Source organism: Limnohabitans sp. 2KL-3 (assembly GCF_001269405.1).
GTDB lineage: Bacteria > Pseudomonadota > Gammaproteobacteria > Burkholderiales > Burkholderiaceae_C > Limnohabitans_A.
The window spans coordinates 1-19,004 of the sequence record NZ_CXON01000014.1; the positions used below are offsets into that span (position 1 = coordinate 1).

At 62.2% G+C, this 19,004-nt stretch carries 22 protein-coding genes; 9 read left to right on the forward strand and 13 right to left on the reverse strand.

The window, feature by feature from the left end; translation table 11 throughout:
- Positions 1-287 precede the first annotated feature (287 nt).
- The 3 genes from AMM41_RS15310 to AMM41_RS15320 all read right to left on the reverse strand — a co-directional run bounded on the left by AMM41_RS15310 (position 288) and on the right by AMM41_RS15320 (position 3,520).
- The gene (locus tag AMM41_RS15310; protein ID WP_089960791.1) at positions 288-1,487 is read right to left on the reverse strand and encodes a M20 aminoacylase family protein; all 1,200 of its coding nucleotides are present in this window, start codon (positions 1,485-1,487) and stop codon (positions 288-290) included.
- A gap of 9 nt (positions 1,488-1,496) precedes the next feature.
- Entirely contained in the window at positions 1,497-2,891 is a 1,395-nt protein-coding gene (locus tag AMM41_RS15315) for a M20 family metallopeptidase (RefSeq protein ID WP_089960794.1), read from the reverse strand.
- 125 nt (positions 2,892-3,016) lie between these two features.
- Complete coding sequence (locus AMM41_RS15320) at positions 3,017-3,520, reverse strand: hypothetical protein (RefSeq protein ID WP_089960798.1); 504 nt, start codon at positions 3,518-3,520, stop codon at positions 3,017-3,019.
- 164 nt (positions 3,521-3,684) lie between these two features.
- Between AMM41_RS15320 and serB the strand changes: the two genes are divergently transcribed.
- The 8 genes from serB (at position 3,685) to AMM41_RS15360 (ending at position 9,515) form a co-directional block, all read left to right on the forward strand.
- Positions 3,685-4,413: a phosphoserine phosphatase SerB gene (gene serB, locus AMM41_RS15325; RefSeq protein WP_089960801.1), complete on the forward strand. Its 729-nt coding sequence runs from the start codon at positions 3,685-3,687 to the stop codon at positions 4,411-4,413.
- Positions 4,414-4,576: 163 nt separating this feature from the next.
- The gene (locus AMM41_RS15330) at positions 4,577-5,203 is read left to right on the forward strand and encodes a twin-arginine translocation signal domain-containing protein (protein ID WP_089960805.1); all 627 of its coding nucleotides are present in this window, start codon (positions 4,577-4,579) and stop codon (positions 5,201-5,203) included.
- 48 nt (positions 5,204-5,251) lie between these two features.
- Positions 5,252-6,820 (forward strand): GMC family oxidoreductase, encoded by a 1,569-nt coding sequence (locus tag AMM41_RS15335; RefSeq protein ID WP_089960808.1) that lies wholly within the window; start codon positions 5,252-5,254, stop codon positions 6,818-6,820.
- Between the two features lie 53 nt (positions 6,821-6,873).
- Positions 6,874-7,245, forward strand: a complete 372-nt coding sequence (locus AMM41_RS15340; RefSeq protein ID WP_089960812.1) for a ribbon-helix-helix domain-containing protein — start codon at positions 6,874-6,876, stop codon at positions 7,243-7,245.
- 128 nt (positions 7,246-7,373) lie between these two features.
- Positions 7,374-7,907: a lactoylglutathione lyase gene (gloA, locus tag AMM41_RS15345; protein ID WP_089960815.1), complete on the forward strand. Its 534-nt coding sequence runs from the start codon at positions 7,374-7,376 to the stop codon at positions 7,905-7,907.
- Positions 7,908-8,210, forward strand: coding sequence for a c-type cytochrome (locus tag AMM41_RS15350; RefSeq protein WP_089960819.1), 303 nt, complete (start codon positions 7,908-7,910; stop codon positions 8,208-8,210).
- 16 nt (positions 8,211-8,226) lie between these two features.
- Entirely contained in the window at positions 8,227-8,646 is a 420-nt protein-coding gene (locus AMM41_RS15355; RefSeq protein WP_228769309.1) for a VOC family protein, read from the forward strand.
- Positions 8,647-8,678: 32 nt separating this feature from the next.
- Positions 8,679-9,515 carry a 2OG-Fe(II) oxygenase gene (locus AMM41_RS15360; RefSeq protein WP_194944819.1) on the forward strand — a complete coding sequence of 279 codons (837 nt, stop codon included), beginning with the start codon at positions 8,679-8,681 and terminating at the stop codon, positions 9,513-9,515.
- Here AMM41_RS15360 and AMM41_RS15365 read toward each other — a convergent pair whose 3' ends face one another.
- From AMM41_RS15365 to AMM41_RS15375, 3 genes are all read right to left on the reverse strand, one after another.
- On the reverse strand, positions 9,516-9,740 hold the full coding sequence (locus tag AMM41_RS15365; RefSeq protein ID WP_089960828.1) for a DUF3820 family protein: 225 nt from the start codon (positions 9,738-9,740) through the stop codon (positions 9,516-9,518). It abuts the gene before it with no gap.
- 25 nt (positions 9,741-9,765) lie between these two features.
- A complete protein-coding gene (locus tag AMM41_RS15370) occupies positions 9,766-10,584 on the reverse strand; it encodes an alpha/beta fold hydrolase (protein WP_089960831.1) in 819 nt (272 codons plus the stop codon).
- A gap of 475 nt (positions 10,585-11,059) precedes the next feature.
- Complete coding sequence (locus AMM41_RS15375) at positions 11,060-12,259, reverse strand: aminotransferase-like domain-containing protein (RefSeq protein WP_089960835.1); 1,200 nt, start codon at positions 12,257-12,259, stop codon at positions 11,060-11,062.
- Positions 12,260-12,327: 68 nt separating this feature from the next.
- On the opposite strand from AMM41_RS15375, the gene nth reads away from it, so the two are divergent.
- The gene (nth, locus tag AMM41_RS15380) at positions 12,328-12,969 is read left to right on the forward strand and encodes an endonuclease III (protein ID WP_089960839.1); all 642 of its coding nucleotides are present in this window, start codon (positions 12,328-12,330) and stop codon (positions 12,967-12,969) included.
- Here nth and AMM41_RS15385 read toward each other — a convergent pair.
- From AMM41_RS15385 to AMM41_RS15415, 7 genes are read right to left on the reverse strand one after another with little or no spacing between them, the layout of a single operon-like run.
- Entirely contained in the window at positions 12,963-14,210 is a 1,248-nt protein-coding gene (locus AMM41_RS15385) for a serine hydrolase domain-containing protein (protein ID WP_089960842.1), read from the reverse strand. The genes nth and AMM41_RS15385 overlap by 7 nt on opposite strands.
- A 2-nt stretch (positions 14,211-14,212) precedes the next feature.
- Positions 14,213-15,196, reverse strand: a complete 984-nt coding sequence (locus AMM41_RS15390) for a TauD/TfdA family dioxygenase (RefSeq protein WP_089960846.1) — start codon at positions 15,194-15,196, stop codon at positions 14,213-14,215.
- Between the two features lie 38 nt (positions 15,197-15,234).
- Positions 15,235-15,477 carry a glutaredoxin family protein gene (locus AMM41_RS15395; RefSeq protein ID WP_089961140.1) on the reverse strand — a complete coding sequence of 81 codons (243 nt, stop codon included), beginning with the start codon at positions 15,475-15,477 and terminating at the stop codon, positions 15,235-15,237.
- 38 nt (positions 15,478-15,515) lie between these two features.
- Complete coding sequence (locus AMM41_RS15400) at positions 15,516-16,283, reverse strand: ABC transporter ATP-binding protein (RefSeq protein ID WP_089960850.1); 768 nt, start codon at positions 16,281-16,283, stop codon at positions 15,516-15,518.
- On the reverse strand, positions 16,280-17,284 hold the full coding sequence (locus AMM41_RS15405) for a FecCD family ABC transporter permease (RefSeq protein WP_194944820.1): 1,005 nt from the start codon (positions 17,282-17,284) through the stop codon (positions 16,280-16,282). The genes AMM41_RS15400 and AMM41_RS15405 overlap by 4 nt, the downstream gene beginning before the upstream one ends.
- Entirely contained in the window at positions 17,281-18,198 is a 918-nt protein-coding gene (locus AMM41_RS15410; protein ID WP_089960856.1) for an ABC transporter substrate-binding protein, read from the reverse strand. Before AMM41_RS15410 ends, AMM41_RS15405 begins: the two co-directional genes overlap by 4 nt.
- A complete protein-coding gene (locus AMM41_RS15415) occupies positions 18,191-18,994 on the reverse strand; it encodes a cobalamin-binding protein (protein WP_089960859.1) in 804 nt (267 codons plus the stop codon). Before AMM41_RS15415 ends, AMM41_RS15410 begins: the two co-directional genes overlap by 8 nt.
- Between the last annotated feature and the right edge of the window lie 10 nt (positions 18,995-19,004).

Consider the following 19,004-nt stretch of genomic DNA (forward strand, 5'->3'; position numbering starts at 1 on the left):
CCACCAAAACAACGCATGCGATGTGTTTCAGGCTTCGCCTTCTCCCAGCCAGCTCGCCGCCACTCCCTGCCGAATCGAGTTCGCTTTACTGCGCACCGCCAGTTCGCCTCCGGTTGCTCTCCACCCCGCTTCGCAGCGACGCAGTTACCTTCGACTACGGGGCCTTGGCTTACCCCGACATGGACTCTCACCATGCTGTGTACGCGCCTTCACGGGCGCACTAGGAGCCCCGCCCTCGGGGCGATTCTTGGTGGTCTGCGAGGGTTTTCGCGACGAGGGCGTCGCTCCTACACAACATCAGCGGGTTCATTCAAAAACCGCTCCACCAAACGCGTCCAGTACGCCGCGCCCACCGACAAATTGGCGTCGTTGAAATCGTATTTGGCGTTGTGCAGCATCACGCTGTCCAGGCCATTGCCCAAACGCAAAAAACTGCCGGGCTTGTGCTGCAGGTAATACGCAAAATCTTCGCTGCCCGTGACGGGACCAAAGGGAAACACCACCTGCTCGGGGCCGACCAATTCTTCGGCCACCTGGCGCGCAAAATCGGTTTCGGCCTCGCTGTTGATGACCACCGGGTAACCCCGCTCATACTCGATCTCCACCTCACCACCATAGGAGCTGACTTGGTCCCGCACCAAATGCGTGATGCGCTCTTGCAAGCGGTTGCGCACCTCGGGGCTGAACGAACGGATGCTCAGGCCCAGCGTGGCGAACTCGGGGATCACGTTGGACGCCTGCCCCGCGTGCACCGAGCCAATCGTCACCACCGCCGTCTGCGTCGGATCAATGTTGCGCGAGACCACGGTTTGCAAAGCCATGATCAAACTGCCCGCGATCATCACCGGGTCCACCGCTTGGTGGGGCCTGGCCGCATGGCCGCCACGGCCAATGACCTTGATGCGGCAAGTGTCCGAGGCCGACATGAAAGCGCCCTTGCCAAACATGAACGTGCCCTGCGCAGCACCCGGGTGGTTGTGCATGCCGAAAATGGCATCACACGGAAAGCGCTCGAACAGGCCATCGGCAATCATCTGCTGCGCACCACTGTTTTTGCCGGCCTCTTCGGCTGGCTGAAACACCAGGTGCACTGTGCCCTGGAATTGCCGCGTTTTGGCCAGTTGCTGCGCCGCCCCCATCAACATGGCCGTGTGTCCATCGTGACCACAGGCGTGCATGGTGCCTGCATGGGCGCTGGCATAGGGCCTGCCGGTTTCTTCGTGGATCGGCAAGGCGTCCATGTCGGCACGCAAGGCGATGCCACGGCCTTCTCCGTTGCTCAGCGAGGCCACCAAACCGTGCCCGCCCACATGGCGCGTGACGCGGTAGCCCCAGCCCTCCAGCCGGTCACCCACCCATTGGGCGGTGGACTTTTCCTGAAACGACAGCTCAGGAAACTTGTGCAGGTGCTGGCGCGCTTCGCGCAGCGAAGGCTCGGCCTCAAGCAGGTCCGAGATTTGGCAAAAACAGGTGTAGCGTGCGTTCATTTCAGACTTTCAGCGTGACAGCGCAGGCACAGCGCCCGAGCCCAGATCCCAATACAAACCGGTCATGACGCTCAGAGCCTCGCGCAGCAACTCGGCAGGCAAATGCTCGTTGGGCGCGTGCTGCGAACAGCCGGGGTAGGAGTGCGGCACCCAAATGGTTTTGAGGCCCAACACGTCGGTGAAGATGTCGTTGGGCAAAGAGCCGCCCAAGTTGGGCAGCACCGCCGGTTTTTTGCCCGTGGTGCTGGCCAGCGAATCCACCGCCCAGCGCACCCAGTCGTCGTCGGGGTCGATGCGGGTGGCCTTGAACAATTCGTCCCGCGCGGCTTTGACCTTCACCATCCCAAACCCGTGTTGGTCCAGGTGCCTGCGCAAGGCAGGCAGGATGTCATCCGGGTCAATGCCCACCACAAAACGCAACTGCCCGCAGGCCCAGGCCCTGGCCGGAATGGCGTTGACCGGGGTGTCGGGGTTGCCGGTCTTGAAGGCCAGCACCTCAAACGATGACCAGCCAAACACGCGCTCGGCAGGGCTCAGGCCCGGCTGGCCCCATTCGGGCTCGATCACTGGCCCGTCGACGCCGCCGTCCACCTCACAATCGGCCAGCACGCGGCGCACCGATGCGGGCAAGGCGGCCGGCCGCCACTCGGGCACCAGAATTTCACCCGTGGCCGACACCAGGCTGGCCAGCGCGTGCGCCATCTGAATGCCGGGGTTGGAGATCAAGCCGCCCCAATTGCCCGAGTGGTGCGCACCCGCACGGGCCTCGATGGTCAATTCGAAGTTGACGCAGCCGCGGGAGCCCAGAAAAATCGTCGGCCGGTCTGCCCGCAGGCGGGGGCCGTCCGACGCAATCAGCAAATCGGCCTGCATCAAATCTCGGTGCTCGGCGCACACATCGCGCAAACCCGGCGAGCCGGTTTCCTCGCCCATCTCGATCAGGTATTTGGCGTTGAAACCCAAGCGCCCGCGCTCGGCCAGCACACAGGCCATGGCCTGCAGGTTCACGCTGTGCTGGCCCTTGTTGTCGGCAATGCCCCGGCCGTACCAGCGCCCGGCTTGCTCGGTCAGCGACCACGGCGACAAACCCTCGCGCCATTCCTTGTCCAGGCCCCGGATCACATCGCCATGGCCGTAACCCAGGGCCGTGGGCAAGGCCGGGTCTTCGATGCGTTCGGCCCACAAAAACGGCGCTTTGGCCTTGGGGTGCTGCAGCAGGCGGCAAGCAAAGCCCATGGCTTCGAAGGCGGGCTGCATCTCTTGTGTGAGGTAGGCCTGCAGCTGCTCGGCCCGTTCGGGGTTTTGGCTTTCGGTGGGGGCGGCCACACGCCGCGCCAGGGTTTGCTGGAAATGGCCTTCGTCAAAATGGCGCTGGGCTCGGTCAATGGCGGCTTGTCGGCTCATGGGGTCTTTCCAAAGCCACGAAAAGTCATGGCGAATAAGGTCAAACCACCAAGGTGCCAGCACAGCACCTGCAAGTCAAGCACCCATGTGCTGGCCTGGCCCGCAGGTGACAGCCAGGCGTGACTTCAGCGCCTGCCAGTGCCCGATTGGCCCGGCTTGGCAAAGTCGGCATCCACCCAGGCCTGCGCGGTCTGGCGGTTGAGCTTGAAACCGGCATCGACTTTGATTTCAGTCAGTTCATCGCCGCCTTCGTCTTGCGCGCTCAGCACCGCATAGGGGTTGTCCTCGTCGGGCACGATGCGCAGCAGCACCGTCACACGGCTGTTAGCCCCGTTCACGGTCACGCTCTGGTTGAGTTGCGCGTGCAACTGCTGCTCGCTGCGGCGCACAAACTCGCTGGCGGTTTTGACCAGCGTGATGAAGGCCGTGCCGTCCAGCGGCTTGGGGTTCTTCTTGTCGCGGCCCATGGTCCAGGGGCCGACCAAAGCGGGCTCGGACTCGCCCGACTTGTACATGGCCACCGCCCAACCGTCGTCGTCGTCGTTCTTGATGACTTGGGCGGTCCATTGCTCGTTTTGCCAGCATCGGGCTTCCTGGATCAGGGGGATGTCGTGTGTGTCGTCGGTCATGAGGGCTGTAAAAAACGTTGGATGCGGATCATGCCTCAAGAAATACCCGCACACCATGCGGCGGCACCTGAAAAGGCAGCGATTTTGCCCTCGCACGACCCCAGCGTTGACGTCGCCCTGCTGCGACTGATGGGGTGTGCTGCATACCCCTGATAATCGTGCCCATGACCACTGCTTCCGCCACCTCAACCGAGTTTGCCCCGGGCCTTGCCATCCAAGGCTTCACCGCCCCCCTGTCTTTGTCCCAATTCAAACTCATCGCGTTTGACATGGACTCCACACTCATCAGCATCGAGTGCATCGACGAGATCGCCGACGCCGTCGGCCGCAAGGCCGAGGTGGCGGCCATCACCGAGGCCGCCATGCGCGGCGAGATCACCGACTTCAAGGAAAGCCTGCGCCGCCGCCTGGCCCTGCTCAAGGGCGTGACGCTGGCCGACATGGAACGTATCTACACCGAGCGCCTGAACATCAACCCCGGCGCAGCCGAGTTGATCGCCGCCTGCCAGAAGGCAGGCATGAAGGTGCTGCTGGTGTCGGGCGGCTTCACCTTCTTTGCCGACCGCGTGAAAGAACGGCTGAACATCGACTTCGCCCGTTCCAACCAACTGGAGATCGTGGACGGCGAACTCACGGGCGGCCTGGTCATGCAAAGCTGGGGCGACATTTGCGACGGCGCTGAAAAACGCCGCACCCTGCTCGAAGTGGCTTCGCTGCTGGGCATTGAGGCCCACGAATGCATCGCCATGGGTGACGGTGCCAACGACCTGCCCATGATGGGCGTGGCGGGTTTGTCAGTGGCCTACCACGCCAAACCCAAGGTGCGCGAGCAAGCCATGGTCGCCATTCACACGGGCGGGCTCGACCGCCTGTTGGAAGTCTTCAAGCCCTGATCACCCCCCAAATCAGTCATGCAAGTGACTGATTCCCCGTGTAAACCCTGAGGGCTTGGCGCTTTGTAAGTAGCCAGCTATCACCCGCTGATGGGCCTCCGCTGAAATACTGGACCTGTCCTTTGCAAACCATGCAAAGACATCCACATCAACGGAGACTTTCATGCGCGTCATACCCATCACCCAGAATGTCGAAGCCGCTGGCTGCGACGAAGAAAGCGGCGTTGTCCGCAAAGTCAACATGCCTTTGGCACGCCGCGACTTCCTCAAAGGGTCCGGCCTGCTGTTTGGCAGCCTCGCTTCGGGCACCATGCTCGCGGCCCTGGCCCCGTCCACGGCTTGGGCGCTGGAGCTGAAAAAACTCTCCACCGCCGAAGGCAAAACCCTGATGGCCATGGGCCGGGTCTTGTTTCCCCACAAAAAACTGCCCGATGCGGTCTATGCCCTGCTGTCCAAAGACCTGGACGCCAAAGCCGCTGGTGACGCAGGCGCTGCCAAGATGCTTCAGGACGGCGTGGCCTACCTGAACAAATCCACTGGCGGCAACTTTGCCAAGGCCAGCGCCAAGCAGCAATACGAGCTGGTGCTGAGCATGGAAGGCACAGCGTTTTTTGCCACCGTGCGCGGTCAGTGCGTCACCTCCCTTTATGACAACGACATGGCCTATGCGGTGTTTGGCTACCCCGGATCGGCCTGGGAAAAAGGCGGCTACATCACCCGGGGCTTTCAGGACCTGAAATGGTTGCCTGCTCCGTCCAAAGAAGCCAGCCCACCGCCCTTCATGGGCTGATCCCGGCTGCTCTCCACATTGACCCCCCACCGAATACAGAGGTTTGACATGGCTAAATTTGATTTCAACGACGACTCCGTGGTCGTCATCATTGGTTCAGGCGCAGGCGGCGGCACATTGGCCAACGAACTGTGCCAAAAAGGCATCAAGGTGGTGTCGCTCGAAGCGGGCGCACGACAATCGCAAGAATCGTTCATCAACGACGAATGGAAGTCGTTCAGCCAGCTGGCCTGGTTGGACGCCCGCACCACTTCGGGCTCCTGGCGCGTGGCCAAAGACTTTGCCGGTCTGCCCGCCTGGATCTGCAAAACCGTGGGCGGCACCACCACCCACTGGGCCGGGGCTTCACTGCGCTTTCAAGAGCATGAGTTCCGCACCAAAACCGTTTATGGCAACGTCGCTGGTGCCAGCCTGCTGGACTGGCCCGTGACACTGGACGAGCTGGCCCCCTATTACGCCAAAGCCGAAAACAAAATGGGCGTGACCCGCACCAACGGCATCCCCGGCCTGCCCGGCAACAACAACTTCAAGGTCATGCACGCGGGCGCCACCAAGCTGGGCTACAAGGAAGTGCACACCGGCAACATGGCCATCAACAGCCAGCCCCGAGATGGCCGAGGCCGCTGCCTGCAGTTGGGCTTTTGCTTTCAGGGTTGCAAGAGCGGTGCCAAATGGTCCACGCTTTACACCGAGATTCCACGCGCCGAAGCCACGGGCCATTTTGAGTTGCGCCCCCAATCGCACGTCACCCGCATCGAACACAACGCTGCAGGCAAAGTGACCGGCGTGGTGTATTTCGACAAGGACGGCAAGGAACAGCGCCAGAAAGCCCGCGTGGTCTGCGTGGCCGGTAACGCCATCGAAACGCCCCGCCTGTTGTTGATGTCGGAGTCCAGCAAGTTCAAGGACGGCTTGGCCAACTCTTCGGGCCAAGTGGGCCGCAACTACATGCGCCACATGACCGGCTCGGTGTATGCCGCCTTCAAGAACCCTGTCCACATGTACCGGGGCACCACCATGGCCGGTATCGTGCGCGACGAAGCGGCGCACAACCCCAGCCGGGGCTTTGTGGGCGGTTACGAGCTGGAAACCCTGTCGCTGGGCATCCCCTTCATGGCCGCCTTCCTGAACCCCGGCGGCTGGGGCCCTGAATTTGCCTGGTGGATGGACCACTACACCAACCTGGCCGGCATGTGGCTGGTGGGTGAAGACATGCCCCGCGAAAGCAACCGCGTCACACTCAACAAGAACGTCAAGGACCAGTACGGCAACTACGCGCCCAACGTCCATTTTGACGACCATGACAACGACATCGCCATGCGCAACCACGCCTTCACACAGGCCGAGCGCATCTACAACGCGGCCGGGGCCATCAAGACTTTCCGCACGCCACCCTACCCGTCCACCCACAACATGGGCACTTGTCGCATGAGCGCCAGACCCGAAGACGGCGTGGTCAACAAATGGGGACAATCGCACGACATCAGCAACCTGTTTGTCAGCGACGGCAGCCAGTTCACCACTGGCGGCGCAGAAAACCCCACTTTGACGATCGTGACGCTGGCCATTCGCCAAGCCGATCAGATCGCCAAATTGATGACCGAAAAAGCGCTTTGAGCTGAAAGCGCCACCCAAGATGTCCCAGATTGCCGTAGCCACAGGAGCGCACCATGTGTGAATATTTTGTCAAAGCTGACCCCATCCAGTATGAGCAACGCTCACGCACGGTGCGCATCAAAAACGTGTTGACCAGCATCCGGCTGGAAAACATGGTCTGGGACATCCTGGCCGAAATGGCCGAAGAAGAAGGCTGCACCACCAATGCCCTGATCGCCAAATTTCACGAAGAAATCATGGCGCACCGGGGCGAGGTGCCCAACTTTGCATCGTTCTTGCGGGTCACCAGCATGCGTTACCTGCACCGCTCGATGATGAACCTGGAAAAGCAGCTCAACCCGCCAAACCCGGTGGCTCTGCCCATCGCAGCACGCTCTGGGGAGACCATCGCCCCCCCAAAGATGCTCGCGGCAGTGGGCAGGTAATTCATCTCATCACTGCACTGACCTGGCGATCCGAGCGTTCGCCAGACGACTTGCCACGCGTGCAGTTTGGCGAGCCTGTCAGCCATCCCATCCCTCGTTCCATCCCTTATTCAATTCATCCTTTTGCCATGACCTTTCGCACAGAAAACCTGCCCGGTGTGAGCCCCACCACCCCCGAACAGACACGCGGCTTTGTGTTCAACCACTCGATGCTGCGCATCAAGGACCCTCAGGTCAGCCTCGACTTTTACACCCGCATCATGGGCATGCTGGTGCTGCGCAAGCTGGATTTTCCCGAGATGAAGTTCTCGCTGTATTTTCTGCACCGCCCCAGCGGCGACTCCGCCCCCAGCGACGAGGGTGAGCGCACCGCCTGGACCTTCAGCCAGCGCGGCATTCTGGAACTGACCCACAACTGGGGCACCGAAAGCGACCCCGACTTCAAATACCACGACGGCAACGCCCAGCCCCAAGGCTTTGGCCACATCTGCTTTTCGGTGCCCGACCTGGCTGCGGCCGTGTCCTGGTTTGACGAAAACCAGGTGAGCTATGTGAAACGCCCCGACCAAGGCAAGATGAAAGACGTCGCCTTCATCAAGGACCCCGACGGTTACTGGATCGAAATCGTCCAGCCCGATTTGCTCAAAAACCTGGGGCGTTGAATGAAAACCGCTCTGCTTTTGAGCGCTGGCTTGCTGCTGGGCAGCCACAGTTGGGCCAATGAAGCGCTGGCCAAGAAAAACGGCTGCACGGGCTGCCACGCCATGGCCAGCGCCTTGGTCGGACCGGCATTCAAGGATGTGGCCGCCAAATACGCAGACCAAGCCGACGCCAAAGACCAGCTGATCCAGAGCATTCGCCAAGGCAGCAAGGGCAAGTGGGGTCAGATGGCCATGCCGCCCCAAGCCCAACTGTCCGCAAGCGATGCCCAAAAGCTGGCCCTGTGGGTGCTCAAAATCAAGTGATCGGCAGACCCAAGCCATGAAATACCTGCACACCATGGTTCGGGTCAGTGACTTGGACGCATCGCTGCGCTTTTACCGGGATGCGCTGGGGCTGCAATTGCTGCGGCAATTCGATGTGCCCAGTGGCCGCTTCACGCTGGCCTTTCTGGCCGCCCCCGGCGACAGTCAGGCGCAAATCGAGTTGACGCACAACTGGGACGAGTCGTCCTACACACAAGGCCGCAATTTCGGCCACCTGGCCTATGCCGTTAACGACATTTATGCCACCTGCCAAAGGCTGCAAGACCACGGCGTGCAGATCGTGCGCCCGCCCCGCGATGGCACCATGGCCTTTTTGCGCTCACCCGACCACATTTCCATTGAGCTGCTGCAATGCGGCGCCCCCCTGCCACCTGCCGAGCCTTGGGTGTCCATGCCCAACATCGGTCAGTGGTAAATCACCCTAACACTGACTCACCCGCCACGGCCATGAACTGCACAGCCCCCCCCGCATTCGACACCCCCAGCCAGGACACCGCAGACGCCAACGACGGGTCGGCCGAATGGCCCCCTCATTGGCCCGTCGCCCACATGCCCGGCTCCTTGCCCATGGGGGGCGTCGTGCCCATGACGCCCATCCACGCCTTCAGCAGCAGCCCGCGTGCCTTGCGCCTGAAAACACAAACGGGCCTCAAACCCGTGCGCACCGACATCGCCTTGGGAGGTCTGCTGGCGTTTGAAATTTCAGACCTGCTGACCAGTGAAGAAGCCGACGCCCTGGTCACCGCCAGCGAACTGCTGGGCTACCGCGACGAAGCCCCCGGCATCCAGACGCCCCCGGGCATGCGCATGAACAAATCGGTGCATTGGGTGGCCGACGACCGTTTGCTCGACCCTTTGATGAGCCGCATGCGGCACCTGCTGCCCCCCAGCATCGACGGCCAACCCCTTTACGGCCTGCTCAGCCAGCGCCTGAACATGTACCGCTACGACGCCAACGACGTGTTCAACCGCCATGTGGATGGCGAATGGCCCGGCTACAGCCTGAGCGAAGACCGCCGAGACATGTTGCAATGGGGCAACAGTGTGCGCTCGGGCCTGACCATGATTCTTTACCTCAATGGCCCGGAAGACGGCGTCAGTGGCGGCTGCACCCGGTTGTTCAGACCCGATGGCAGCGGGGTCGATGTGTTGCCGCGCAAAGGATCGGCCCTGTTCTTTCGCCACGGCTTTGGCCCTCATTCGGTGGTGCACGAAGGCCGTCAGGTGGGGCCAGGCGTGTCCAAATACGTGGCCCGCATCAACATCATGTACGGGCAGGAGTGATCAGCTGCGCCGGGGGGCGCTGCGCAAGGGCTTGAGCAAATCGCTCAGGCCGTTGTGGTCGATCTCCTGCATGAGCTGCAGCAATCGGCCGACCTCGCCTTTGGGGAAACCCTCGCGTGCAAACCAGTTGAGGTAGTTGCCGGGCAAGTCGGCAATCAGCACGCCCTTGTGCTTGCCAAAGGGCATGGTCATGGTGACCAGTTTCATCAGGTCTTCGGAGTTCATGGGCGCACCTGCATGCCTTGACCGTTCACGCTTCGCCCCACAACCAGTGGCGCACCCGCGCGTGGAAGGCCTCGGGCCGCGAGATCATCACCCAATGCCCACAGGGCAGGCCCTGCACCGCACTGCCGGGCGTGGCGGCAACTTTTTCCAGCCACTTGGCCGAATGGAACATGAAGGGTTTGCGCTCGCCATAAACAAACAGCAGCGGCATGGGCAACTGGATTTGCGACGCGCCCTTGAAGCCACCCGCTGTGCCGAACCACCGCATGGCGTAGGGGTAGTTCATCTTGTTGGTGATCGTGGCAGGGTCTGTGGGGCAGCGCAGCCAGCGGGCCATGGCGCGGGTCATGCGGGTGCCTATTTTTTCACTGAAATGCCCCCCCAGCTTCCAGGCCAGCGCCAGCCAAACCTGGTAACCCATGACCGACAGTTTTTCCTTGGTGCCCCAGCTGCGCAACAAGGCACCCGAGTTGTGGTCACCCACGTCCACCGCCACCACGCGGGCCACACAATCAGGGTGGCGCATGGCGAACTCATAACCAAAAATGCAACCCCAGTCGTGCAGCATCAGGGTCACGGGTTTGCCAGGGCTGATCCGGTCCACGATCTGACGCAGCAACCGGCACATGTCGTCGAGACTGGTGGCAGAGGGGCCGGTTTCAAAACCGGGCAGCGTCAGGCGTGCGCAGGTGGCACGGTCTTGCAAAGCGGCCACGGTGCCGTCCCAAAGCGCACGGGTGTCGGGCCATCCGTGCAGCATGAGGATGACTTCGTCGCCCTGGCCTTGCAGCCAGACTTCGGTGCCTTGGACGGTGATGCAAATGTCTGTGGTGTTGGAGCTCATGGCACAAGTCCTGAAAAAAAATGGGCACTGGCTGTTGTTCTAGGAGCCCCGCCCCCGGGGCGATGGCTGGTGGTCTGCGAGGGGTTTATCGCGGCGGGGGCGCCGCTCCTACAAATGGAAAGCCCTCACAGGCTGTTGTTGTAGGAGCCCCGCCCCCGGGGCGATGGCTGGTGGTCTGCGAGGGGTCTATCGCGGCGGGGGCGCCGCTCCTACAAAAGGAAAGCCCTTACAGGCTGTTGTTGTAGGAGCCCCGCCCCCGGGGCGATGGCTGGTGGTCTGCAACCGGTCTATCGCGGCGAGGGCGCCGCTCCTACAAATGGTAAGCCCTACAGGATGTTGTTGTAGGAGCCCCGCCCCCGGGGCGATGGCTGGTGGTCTGCGAGGGGTCTATCGCAGCGGGGGCGCCGCTCCTACAAATGGAAAGCCCCCCAAATCGCGGCGGGGGCGCCGCTCTTACAAAAGACACACCCCAAACTCAGTCCAGCGCCTTGGCCAGGCGGGATACGCCCTCCAGGATTTTGTCTTCACCCACGGTGGCAAAGCTCAAGCGGAAGGTGGCATGGTCGGGATTGGCGCAGAAGAATGGCGTGCCCGGCACGAAGGCCACGCCGTTGTCGATGGCGCGTTTGGCAAACGCATTGCCGTCATTGACCTTGCCACCCGCACCCGTGAGGCGAGCCCAAACGAACAAACCGCCTTGCGGTTGCACAAACTCGACCGCATCGCCCAATTCGCGGCGCAGCGCATCGCCCATGGTTTGGGCACGTTGGGCATAAACGACACGCACTTTGTTCAGCGTTGCCGGCATGCGCCCCGCCAACAGGTATTGCGCGGCCGTGGCCTGGGCAAAGGTGCTGGTGTGGGCGTCGCTGAACTGTTTACACATGGTGGCGCGGGCCAGCAATTCGGCGGGGGCAATCATCCAGCCCACACGCAGGCCAGGCGACAGCACTTTGGACAGCGAGCCGCAATGCACCAGCAGCTCGCGGCTGCCGGGCACCGATGCGCTCATGGCCAGCAGACTGGGCGGTGGTGCTTCGCCAAAATACAAGTCGCCATAAGGGTCGTCTTCGACGATCAGGGTCTGGTGCTTGACGGCCATCTCCAGCACTTGCTTGCGGCGCTCGGCGCTGAGCAAGGCACCGCTGGGGTTGCCAAAGGTGGGGATCAAATACACAAACTTCGGTTGGTGCTCGGCGATCAGCTTTTCCAGCTCGTCGGTCTTCACACCCTGGCCGTCCACCGGGGCGCTGATGAGTTCGGCCCCATACAAACGGAAGCACTGGATGGTGGCGAGGAATGTCGGGCCTTCCACGATCACCTTGTCGCCGGGGCTGATCATGGTTTTGCCGATCAAGTCCAGCGCCTGCTGACTGCCGGTGGTCACGATCAGCTGGTCGGCAGCCACGTCTTGGGCACCCTTTTGGCCCATGAAGTGCGCCAGTTGCTCGCGCAGCGGGCCAAAGCCTTCGGTCGCGCCGTATTGCAGGGCAGCACCCGGGTCTTGGCTCAGGGCGGCGTTGCTGGCCTCGCGGATGCCGTCCACGTCAAACATGGCGCTGTCGGGAAAGCCGCCCGCAAAGCTGATGATGCCCGGCTTGCCCAAGAGCTTGAACAGCTCTCGGATGGCGGAGGTTTCGACATTGTTCAGGCGGTCGGCAAATTGCAAAGGCATGGTGGTGTATCTTTCAGGTTGTCTTGGCCGACATTTTGCCAACATCTGTACACCTACTTTTTATTCCCATGAAACCCGCACAGATCGAATCTTTTTTTGCCACCTTGCAAGCCGCCAACCCCATGCCCGTGACCGAGCTGGAATACACCAGCGTTTTTGAGTTGCTCGCTGCCGTGTTGCTGTCGGCCCAGGCCACCGACGTGGGCGTGAACAAGGCCACGCGCAAGCTGTTTCCCGTGGCGGGCACACCCCAAAAGATTCTGGACCTCGGTCTGGAAGGGCTGGAGAACTACATCAAGACCATTGGCCTGTACCGCAGCAAAGCCAAACACCTGATGGAAACCTGCCGAATTTTGGTGGAGCAGCACGGCGGCCAAGTGCCCCGCACCCGCGAAGCCCTCGAAGCCTTGCCCGGTGTGGGCCGCAAAACGGCCAATGTGGTGCTGAACTCGGCCTTTGGCGAGCCCACCATGGCGGTGGACACGCACATCTTTCGCATGGGCAACCGCACAGGCCTGGCCCCGGGCAAAACACCTTTGGCGGTCGAGCTCAAGTTGCTCAAACGCATTCCCGCCCATTATTTGGTCGATGCCCACCACTGGCTGATCCTGCACGGGCGCTATGTGTGCCAGGCCCGCAAACCGCTGTGTGGTCAGTGCGCCGTGGCCGCGTTTTGTGACTTCAAGCCCAAAACCAGCGCGGTTCAGTAACGCTCAGTGCGCCCGCCCAGCGACTGCAGCACCCCCAGCCAAAAGGCAGCGCGTTCGGCATAGGGCTCAGGGTCTTGGTGCCCGCTGGCTTGGGCATAAACGGCGGTTTGCACCATCACGATGCCAGTGGCCGGTTGCACAAACACTGTCTGACCATGCACGCCCTGAAAGCCGAAACTGCGCTCTTTCAAAGGGTGCAACCAAAACTGGTAGCCGTAGCCAAAAGAAGGCGTGGCCTTGTAGGGCGCAAAGGCGGGAGGCTGCAACGCGGCATCGGTCGCCTCGCGCAAATAGTCTGCGGGCAATATTTGTTGCTCGCCCAGCTTGCCGTCTTTGGCCATCAAAACGCCCAGCCGCCCCCAGTCGCGCAAGCTGGCGTTGAAGCAAAAATACGCCCCAGCTTGCCGGTCTCGGCCATGGCACCAAAAGGCATCTCGCTCAGCCCCCATGGGTTTCCACAGCCATTCGCTCGTCAACTCGGCCATGCTGCGGCCCGTGGCACCCGTCAGAACGCGGCCCAACACTTCGGTTTCGGCGCTGGCATAGACAAATTTTTGCCCCGAGGGGCTGTGGCGGTCTGAAAACGAGCGCAGCACGCTGGCAACCGTTGGGCTGCCTGTGGCGAAGCTGCGTGAGAGTTTCGAGACATCGTCTTGCCCGTCGTAGCGTTCGGTGAAGGTCAGGCCAGAGCTCATGCGCAGCAAATGCCTTATCGAGGTCTGCCCATAGGCGCTGCCCTGCAGGTCTTTGGCATATTGACCCGCCGGGTCATCCAGCGAGGCGATCAGCCCCCGCTGCAAGGCGGCCCCGACCAGCATCGAGGTCACGCTTTTGGCCATCGAAAACGACAAAAACCGGGCATCTTCGGTGCGTCCGTAACGGTAACGCTCGGCCACGATTTCGCCATTTTTGAGGATCAACAAGCCCGTGATGCGGCGACGCTCCAGGTACTCGTCCAGGGTGTAGCCCAGGTTGCGGTAGCGGTATTTGATCACTGCAGGCACACTGGCCTGTGGCAAAGGCAAAACGCTGTTGCCCCGCGCCACAGTTTCAGTCAAAACGCCTGGCACACGGTCAAGTGCTGACCAGGCGCCCACCCGGTTTTCCATGGCCGTCCAGCGTGGCCCATTGGGGTAGCCCAGCGATTTGCCCAGCGCCTCTTCGTCGGGTTCAGCCTGGGCAGCAGGGCACACGGCCAAAGCCAACACCAGCGCCCACCCAAGCGTCAGGGAATGGGTCATGGTCAAACCAAAGCCACTGGAGCCGGAAATCCGTTGCGCCCGGGAAACTCGGGTGCCAATGGTCGGGCATTGGGCATCTTGACCCACAAGCGCCACATCTTGCGGTTGAGCTCGTGCACGCCATGGTCTTCAAACCCATTGCGCGAATGCAGCACGGCGTAGTTGTTGGCAAATTGCAGATCGCCGGGCTCCAGCATCATGCTCAGGCGGAAGTCCTCGCGGTGCATGATCTCGTCGAACAAGTCGAGCGCTTCGATTTCGACTTGGGACAGCGGCAAGTTGCGGATTTCATGGCCCAGCTCGATGTACTGGCGCAGGTAGCGGCAGCTGAGCTTGCCTTGGTGGTGGCTAAAAATCGGTGACAGGCTGGGCAGGTCTTCACACAGGTGCGAAAAATACCAGGTGCGGTAGTACAGACCGAGGTACTCGGGGTGCTTTTGCAAAATTTCGTTGTAAATCGCCGCCACACTCACCAGCGAACTCAAACCACCCTGCTTGGCCTTGCGCATGCACAACAGGCCCACGACGTCCGACGGGTCTGAGTGGTAAGGCAGGTAGAGGTTGGTTTCATAGACGCGGGTGGTCTTTTTCGTCACATCACCCACGTTCATGACCAAGCCCAGCAGGTCGCCCTTGGGGTTTTGCCGAACAGGCACGCCCATGTGCAGGCCAATGCCGTAGTAGATGATCTGAATGTCTGTTTCGCTGTAACGCTCGACCGGCAAGCCGCGCAGCACCAAAAAGCCCCGACCGTTTTCCAACTCGTCGCTGTGGGTTTTCAGGGCCTGCGCCCAGTCGCCAATGGGAAAGTCTTCGCGACTGAAATTGGGAAACGTCAGCCCTTTGGCTTTGACATGGGCGAGCGCGGCGTCGAGGGTTGCCAACACCTTGGGGCTCAAGACATGCATCCAAGTGGTGTCGCCGATCATGTCGGCGCCCTTCCAGACCGCAGGCCCGGTGATGGCTTGTTTCATGATCAGGCTCATGGCGATTCCTTGAACGTGGACACAGCCACAAAAGAGTTTTAACGGCCCAATTGCACCAAGGCGGCTTGCAAACCCGCCAAACCACCCACGCGCTGGTCGTTGATGAAGATTTGGGGCATTTGGCGCACCGAAGGGCCACATTTTTCGTAAAAGGCCATGCGTTCGGCTTCGCCGTCGATTTTGATTTCTTCAAAGGCCAATGACTTGGACTTGAGCACCATTTTGGCGGATTCGCACTGTGGGCAGGCGGACTTGGAGTAGACAACGATTTTGAGTTCCATGGCTTGGATTCTAGCCATGGCCATGCCCGCAGGCGGCATCAGGCCACGCGTGGCAAGACCACCCACTGCCCATCGAGCGCATGAATGCGGATGCGCTGATCAAACACCGCCTCGATGGCGGCGTGCGTGGCCGCATCGCGGCCTGCGCCGTGGTGCACCACTTGGCCTTCACGCATGACCACGATGTCATCCGCGTGCAGCGCCATGCCGATCTCGTGCAACACGCTGACCACCGTGGTGCCTTGCGCCAAGAGGCAATGCACCTGCTCTAACCAGTCGACTTGGTGCGGCGGGTCCAGGTTGGCCAGGGGCTCGTCCATCAGCATGGTGGGCGCGTTGCCGGCCATGGCGCGGGCCAGCAGCACGCGTTGGCGCTCGCCGCCCGACAGCTCGCCCAGCATGCGCTCGCGCCAATCCCAAGCCTGTGTGGCCTTGAGGGCGGCTTCGACCATCTGTGCGTCTTGCGCTGAGGGTGCGCTCAGCCAGCTTTGGTGAGGCAAGCGGCCGAGCATGGCCACGTCCCACACCCGCAAGTCCAGCGTGCTGGCTTCGCCCTGCCCCAGCCAGGACAGTTGCAGCGCCCTTTGCTGGCGGGTGAGTGAGGCCAGCGGCTGGCCCTGCCACAGCACTTGCCCGCTGTATGGCAACAAACCCGCCAGCGCCTTGAGCAAACTCGATTTGCCCGCCCCGTTGGGGCCGACCACACAGGTCCAGCGGCCCGCCGCGATCTGCAGGTCAATGCCTTGCAAGACCTGACGTCCCCCCAACTCGGCGCTCAGTTGCCGGGTTTGCAGCGCGGGGCTCATGAACGCGCCCCCGTGTCGGCATCACGGTACACGCGCCAAAGCAAATAGCCCCCGCCCAGCACCGCCGTGAGCACCCCCACAGGCAGCTCTTGTGGTGCCAACATCACACGGGCCATCACATCGGCCAGCACCAGCAAGGCCCCGCCCATCAGGGCCGACAAAATCAAGCGCCAGGCGTGTGTGCAGCGCACCAGCGAGCGCACCAAATGCGGCGCGGCCAAACCGACAAACGCCACCAGCCCCATGTGCGCCACCGCCGCCCCCGTGGCCAAAGAAACCACCCCCACCAGCACCATGCGGGCCAGTGGCAGCGGCACGCCCAGGCTTTGCGCCGTGGCTTCGCCCAAACTTAAAGCGTCCAGCACACGGGCAAAAATCCAGGCCAGCACCACGCACAAGGCCAGCACCACCGACATGGTGGCGCAGGCGCTCCAGCTGACAAACGCGGTCGAGCCCAGCATGAAGCCCTGCATGGCCTGCAAGACTTGGGGCTGCAGCAGCGAGATCAAAGACGTGACCGCCCCCAACACCACGCCCACCACCACGCCCGCCAACAGCAGGCGCAGGGTTTGTTGCACACCACGCGCCAGCAGCAACGTGAGCACCACGGCCAGCACCGCGCCCACAAAGGCCGCGCCCGTCAAGCCCAGACCCAACCATGCGTTCATGGCCCAGGCACTGCCACCCCACAAGCTCAAATACACCCCCACGCCCAATGACGCGCCCGAGGCACTGCCCAGCAAATACGGATCGGCCAGGGGGTTGCGAAACAAGCCTTGCGCCACCGCCCCGGCCAGGCCCAGCAAGGCCCCGCCCAGCCACGCGCCCAGGCTGCGCGGCAAGCGGATGTCCCACACGATCTGGCGCGACACCGCATCGGCACCCACCGACCACCAGGCCTGCCAGCCCTGACTGCCAGCGGCCGTACCCAGCACCACCACGGACAGGCCCACGGCCAAGAGCAGCAGCGCCCAGCGAGATGCTTGGCTGTGCGTGTTCACCGCTGGACACCCGTGTCGGCTTGGGACGCTACGCGGTTCAGGCAGTCGGCCATCAGCTGTGCGCCTTCGGCCATGCGCGGGCCGACCCGCACCAACATGTCCGACTCATCCTGCTTGAACACGCACAGGCGCTGGCCTTGCATGGCCCGCAAGCGGCTCCAGCCCGGGCGCTGCAGCATGCTGGCGCGGCTGCTATCGCCCGCCATGATCACGTCGGGCCGGGCCTGTACCACCCATTCGGGATTGACTTGGGGAAACGGCCCCATCGATGCAGGCAAGATGTTCGCCACCCCCATGCGCGTGAGCGTCTCACCCATGAAAGACGATTCACTTGCGCCATAGGGCGCAGGGCTCACCTCAAAGTAAACCCGCTGCTGCCGTGCAGCGGGGCTGAGCGATTGCACCGCTGCCTGCACGCCCGACTGAATGCCCTGCCACACCCGGTCGCTCTCAGCGGTGGGCACATGCAGCGCCTGCGCCACGGTCCGCCACACACGCTGCGCGTCGGCGTGGTTGCGCGGCTCCAGGCGCAGCACATTCAGGCCCAGCGCCTGCAAACGGTCTGCACCCCGGGTGGAACCTGCCGCCAGCACCAGGTCGGGCTTGAGCGCGACGATGCTCTCGATGTTCGGGTCCAGCCCTCCGCCCACACGCGGCACCGACTTGGTTGACTCAGGCCAATTGGAATACCGGTCCAAACCCACCAGTTTGTGGCACTGCTTCAAGGCACAAACGGTTTCGGTGAGGGACGGCAGCAAGCTCACGATGCGCTGCGGGGCTTGGGCGATCTGCACTTTTTGTTGGCGGTCGTCGAGCACGGTGACTGTTTGTGAGGCTTGTGCGGCGTGCGCACACGCCCACACGGCAACCACCAGGGCCAAGGATGGAGCCCAGCGTCGCAAGCGCTCAGCCATGCAGCGCTTCCCATTGGCTGAAGATGCGGTGCATCTGCGCCACGCCGTCGGTGAGCGCGGCAGGCCCGGGCTGCAAAATGTCGGCCGATTTGATTTCAAAAATCTGCCCGGTGCGCACGGCCGGCACGTCTTGCCAACCAGGCCGGGCCGCGACTTTTTCGGGGCGAAACTTCTTGCCGCACCACGAGCCGATGATGATGTCGGGCGCACACTCCACAATGCTTTGCCCGTTGGCAATGATCCGGTCCTTGCCCAGCGACTGCACCGCCAGCTCTGGGAACACATCGTCGCCGCCAGCGATGCCCATCAACTCAGACACCCAGCGGATGCCGCTGATGTGCGGTTCGTCCCACTCCTCAAAAAACACCTTGGGGCGGCGCTTGAAACCTGCGGCCCGCTGCGCGATGGCATCGAGTTCGGCACGCATACCCTGCAAGCGCACCAGGCCTTGCTCGGCCTGCCCCACCATGGCCGCTACTTGGTACAGCATGGAAAAGATCTCATCCACGCTGCGCTGGTTGAACACCGTGACCTGCACACCGGCCTTGATCAACAAAGACGCGATCTCGGCCTGCAGGTCCGAAAACCCAAAAACACAATCGGGCTTGAGCGCCAGGATTTTGTCGATCTTGGCGCTCAAAAAAGCACTGACCTTGGGCTTTTCTTCGCGGGCCCGACGCGGGCGCACCGTGTAGCCCGAGATGCCCACGATGCGCTGCTCCTGCCCCAGCAAATAGAGCCACTCCGTGGTCTCTTCGGTGAGACAAACGATGCGTTGAGGCAAGAGGTGTTGCATGGGCCGAGTC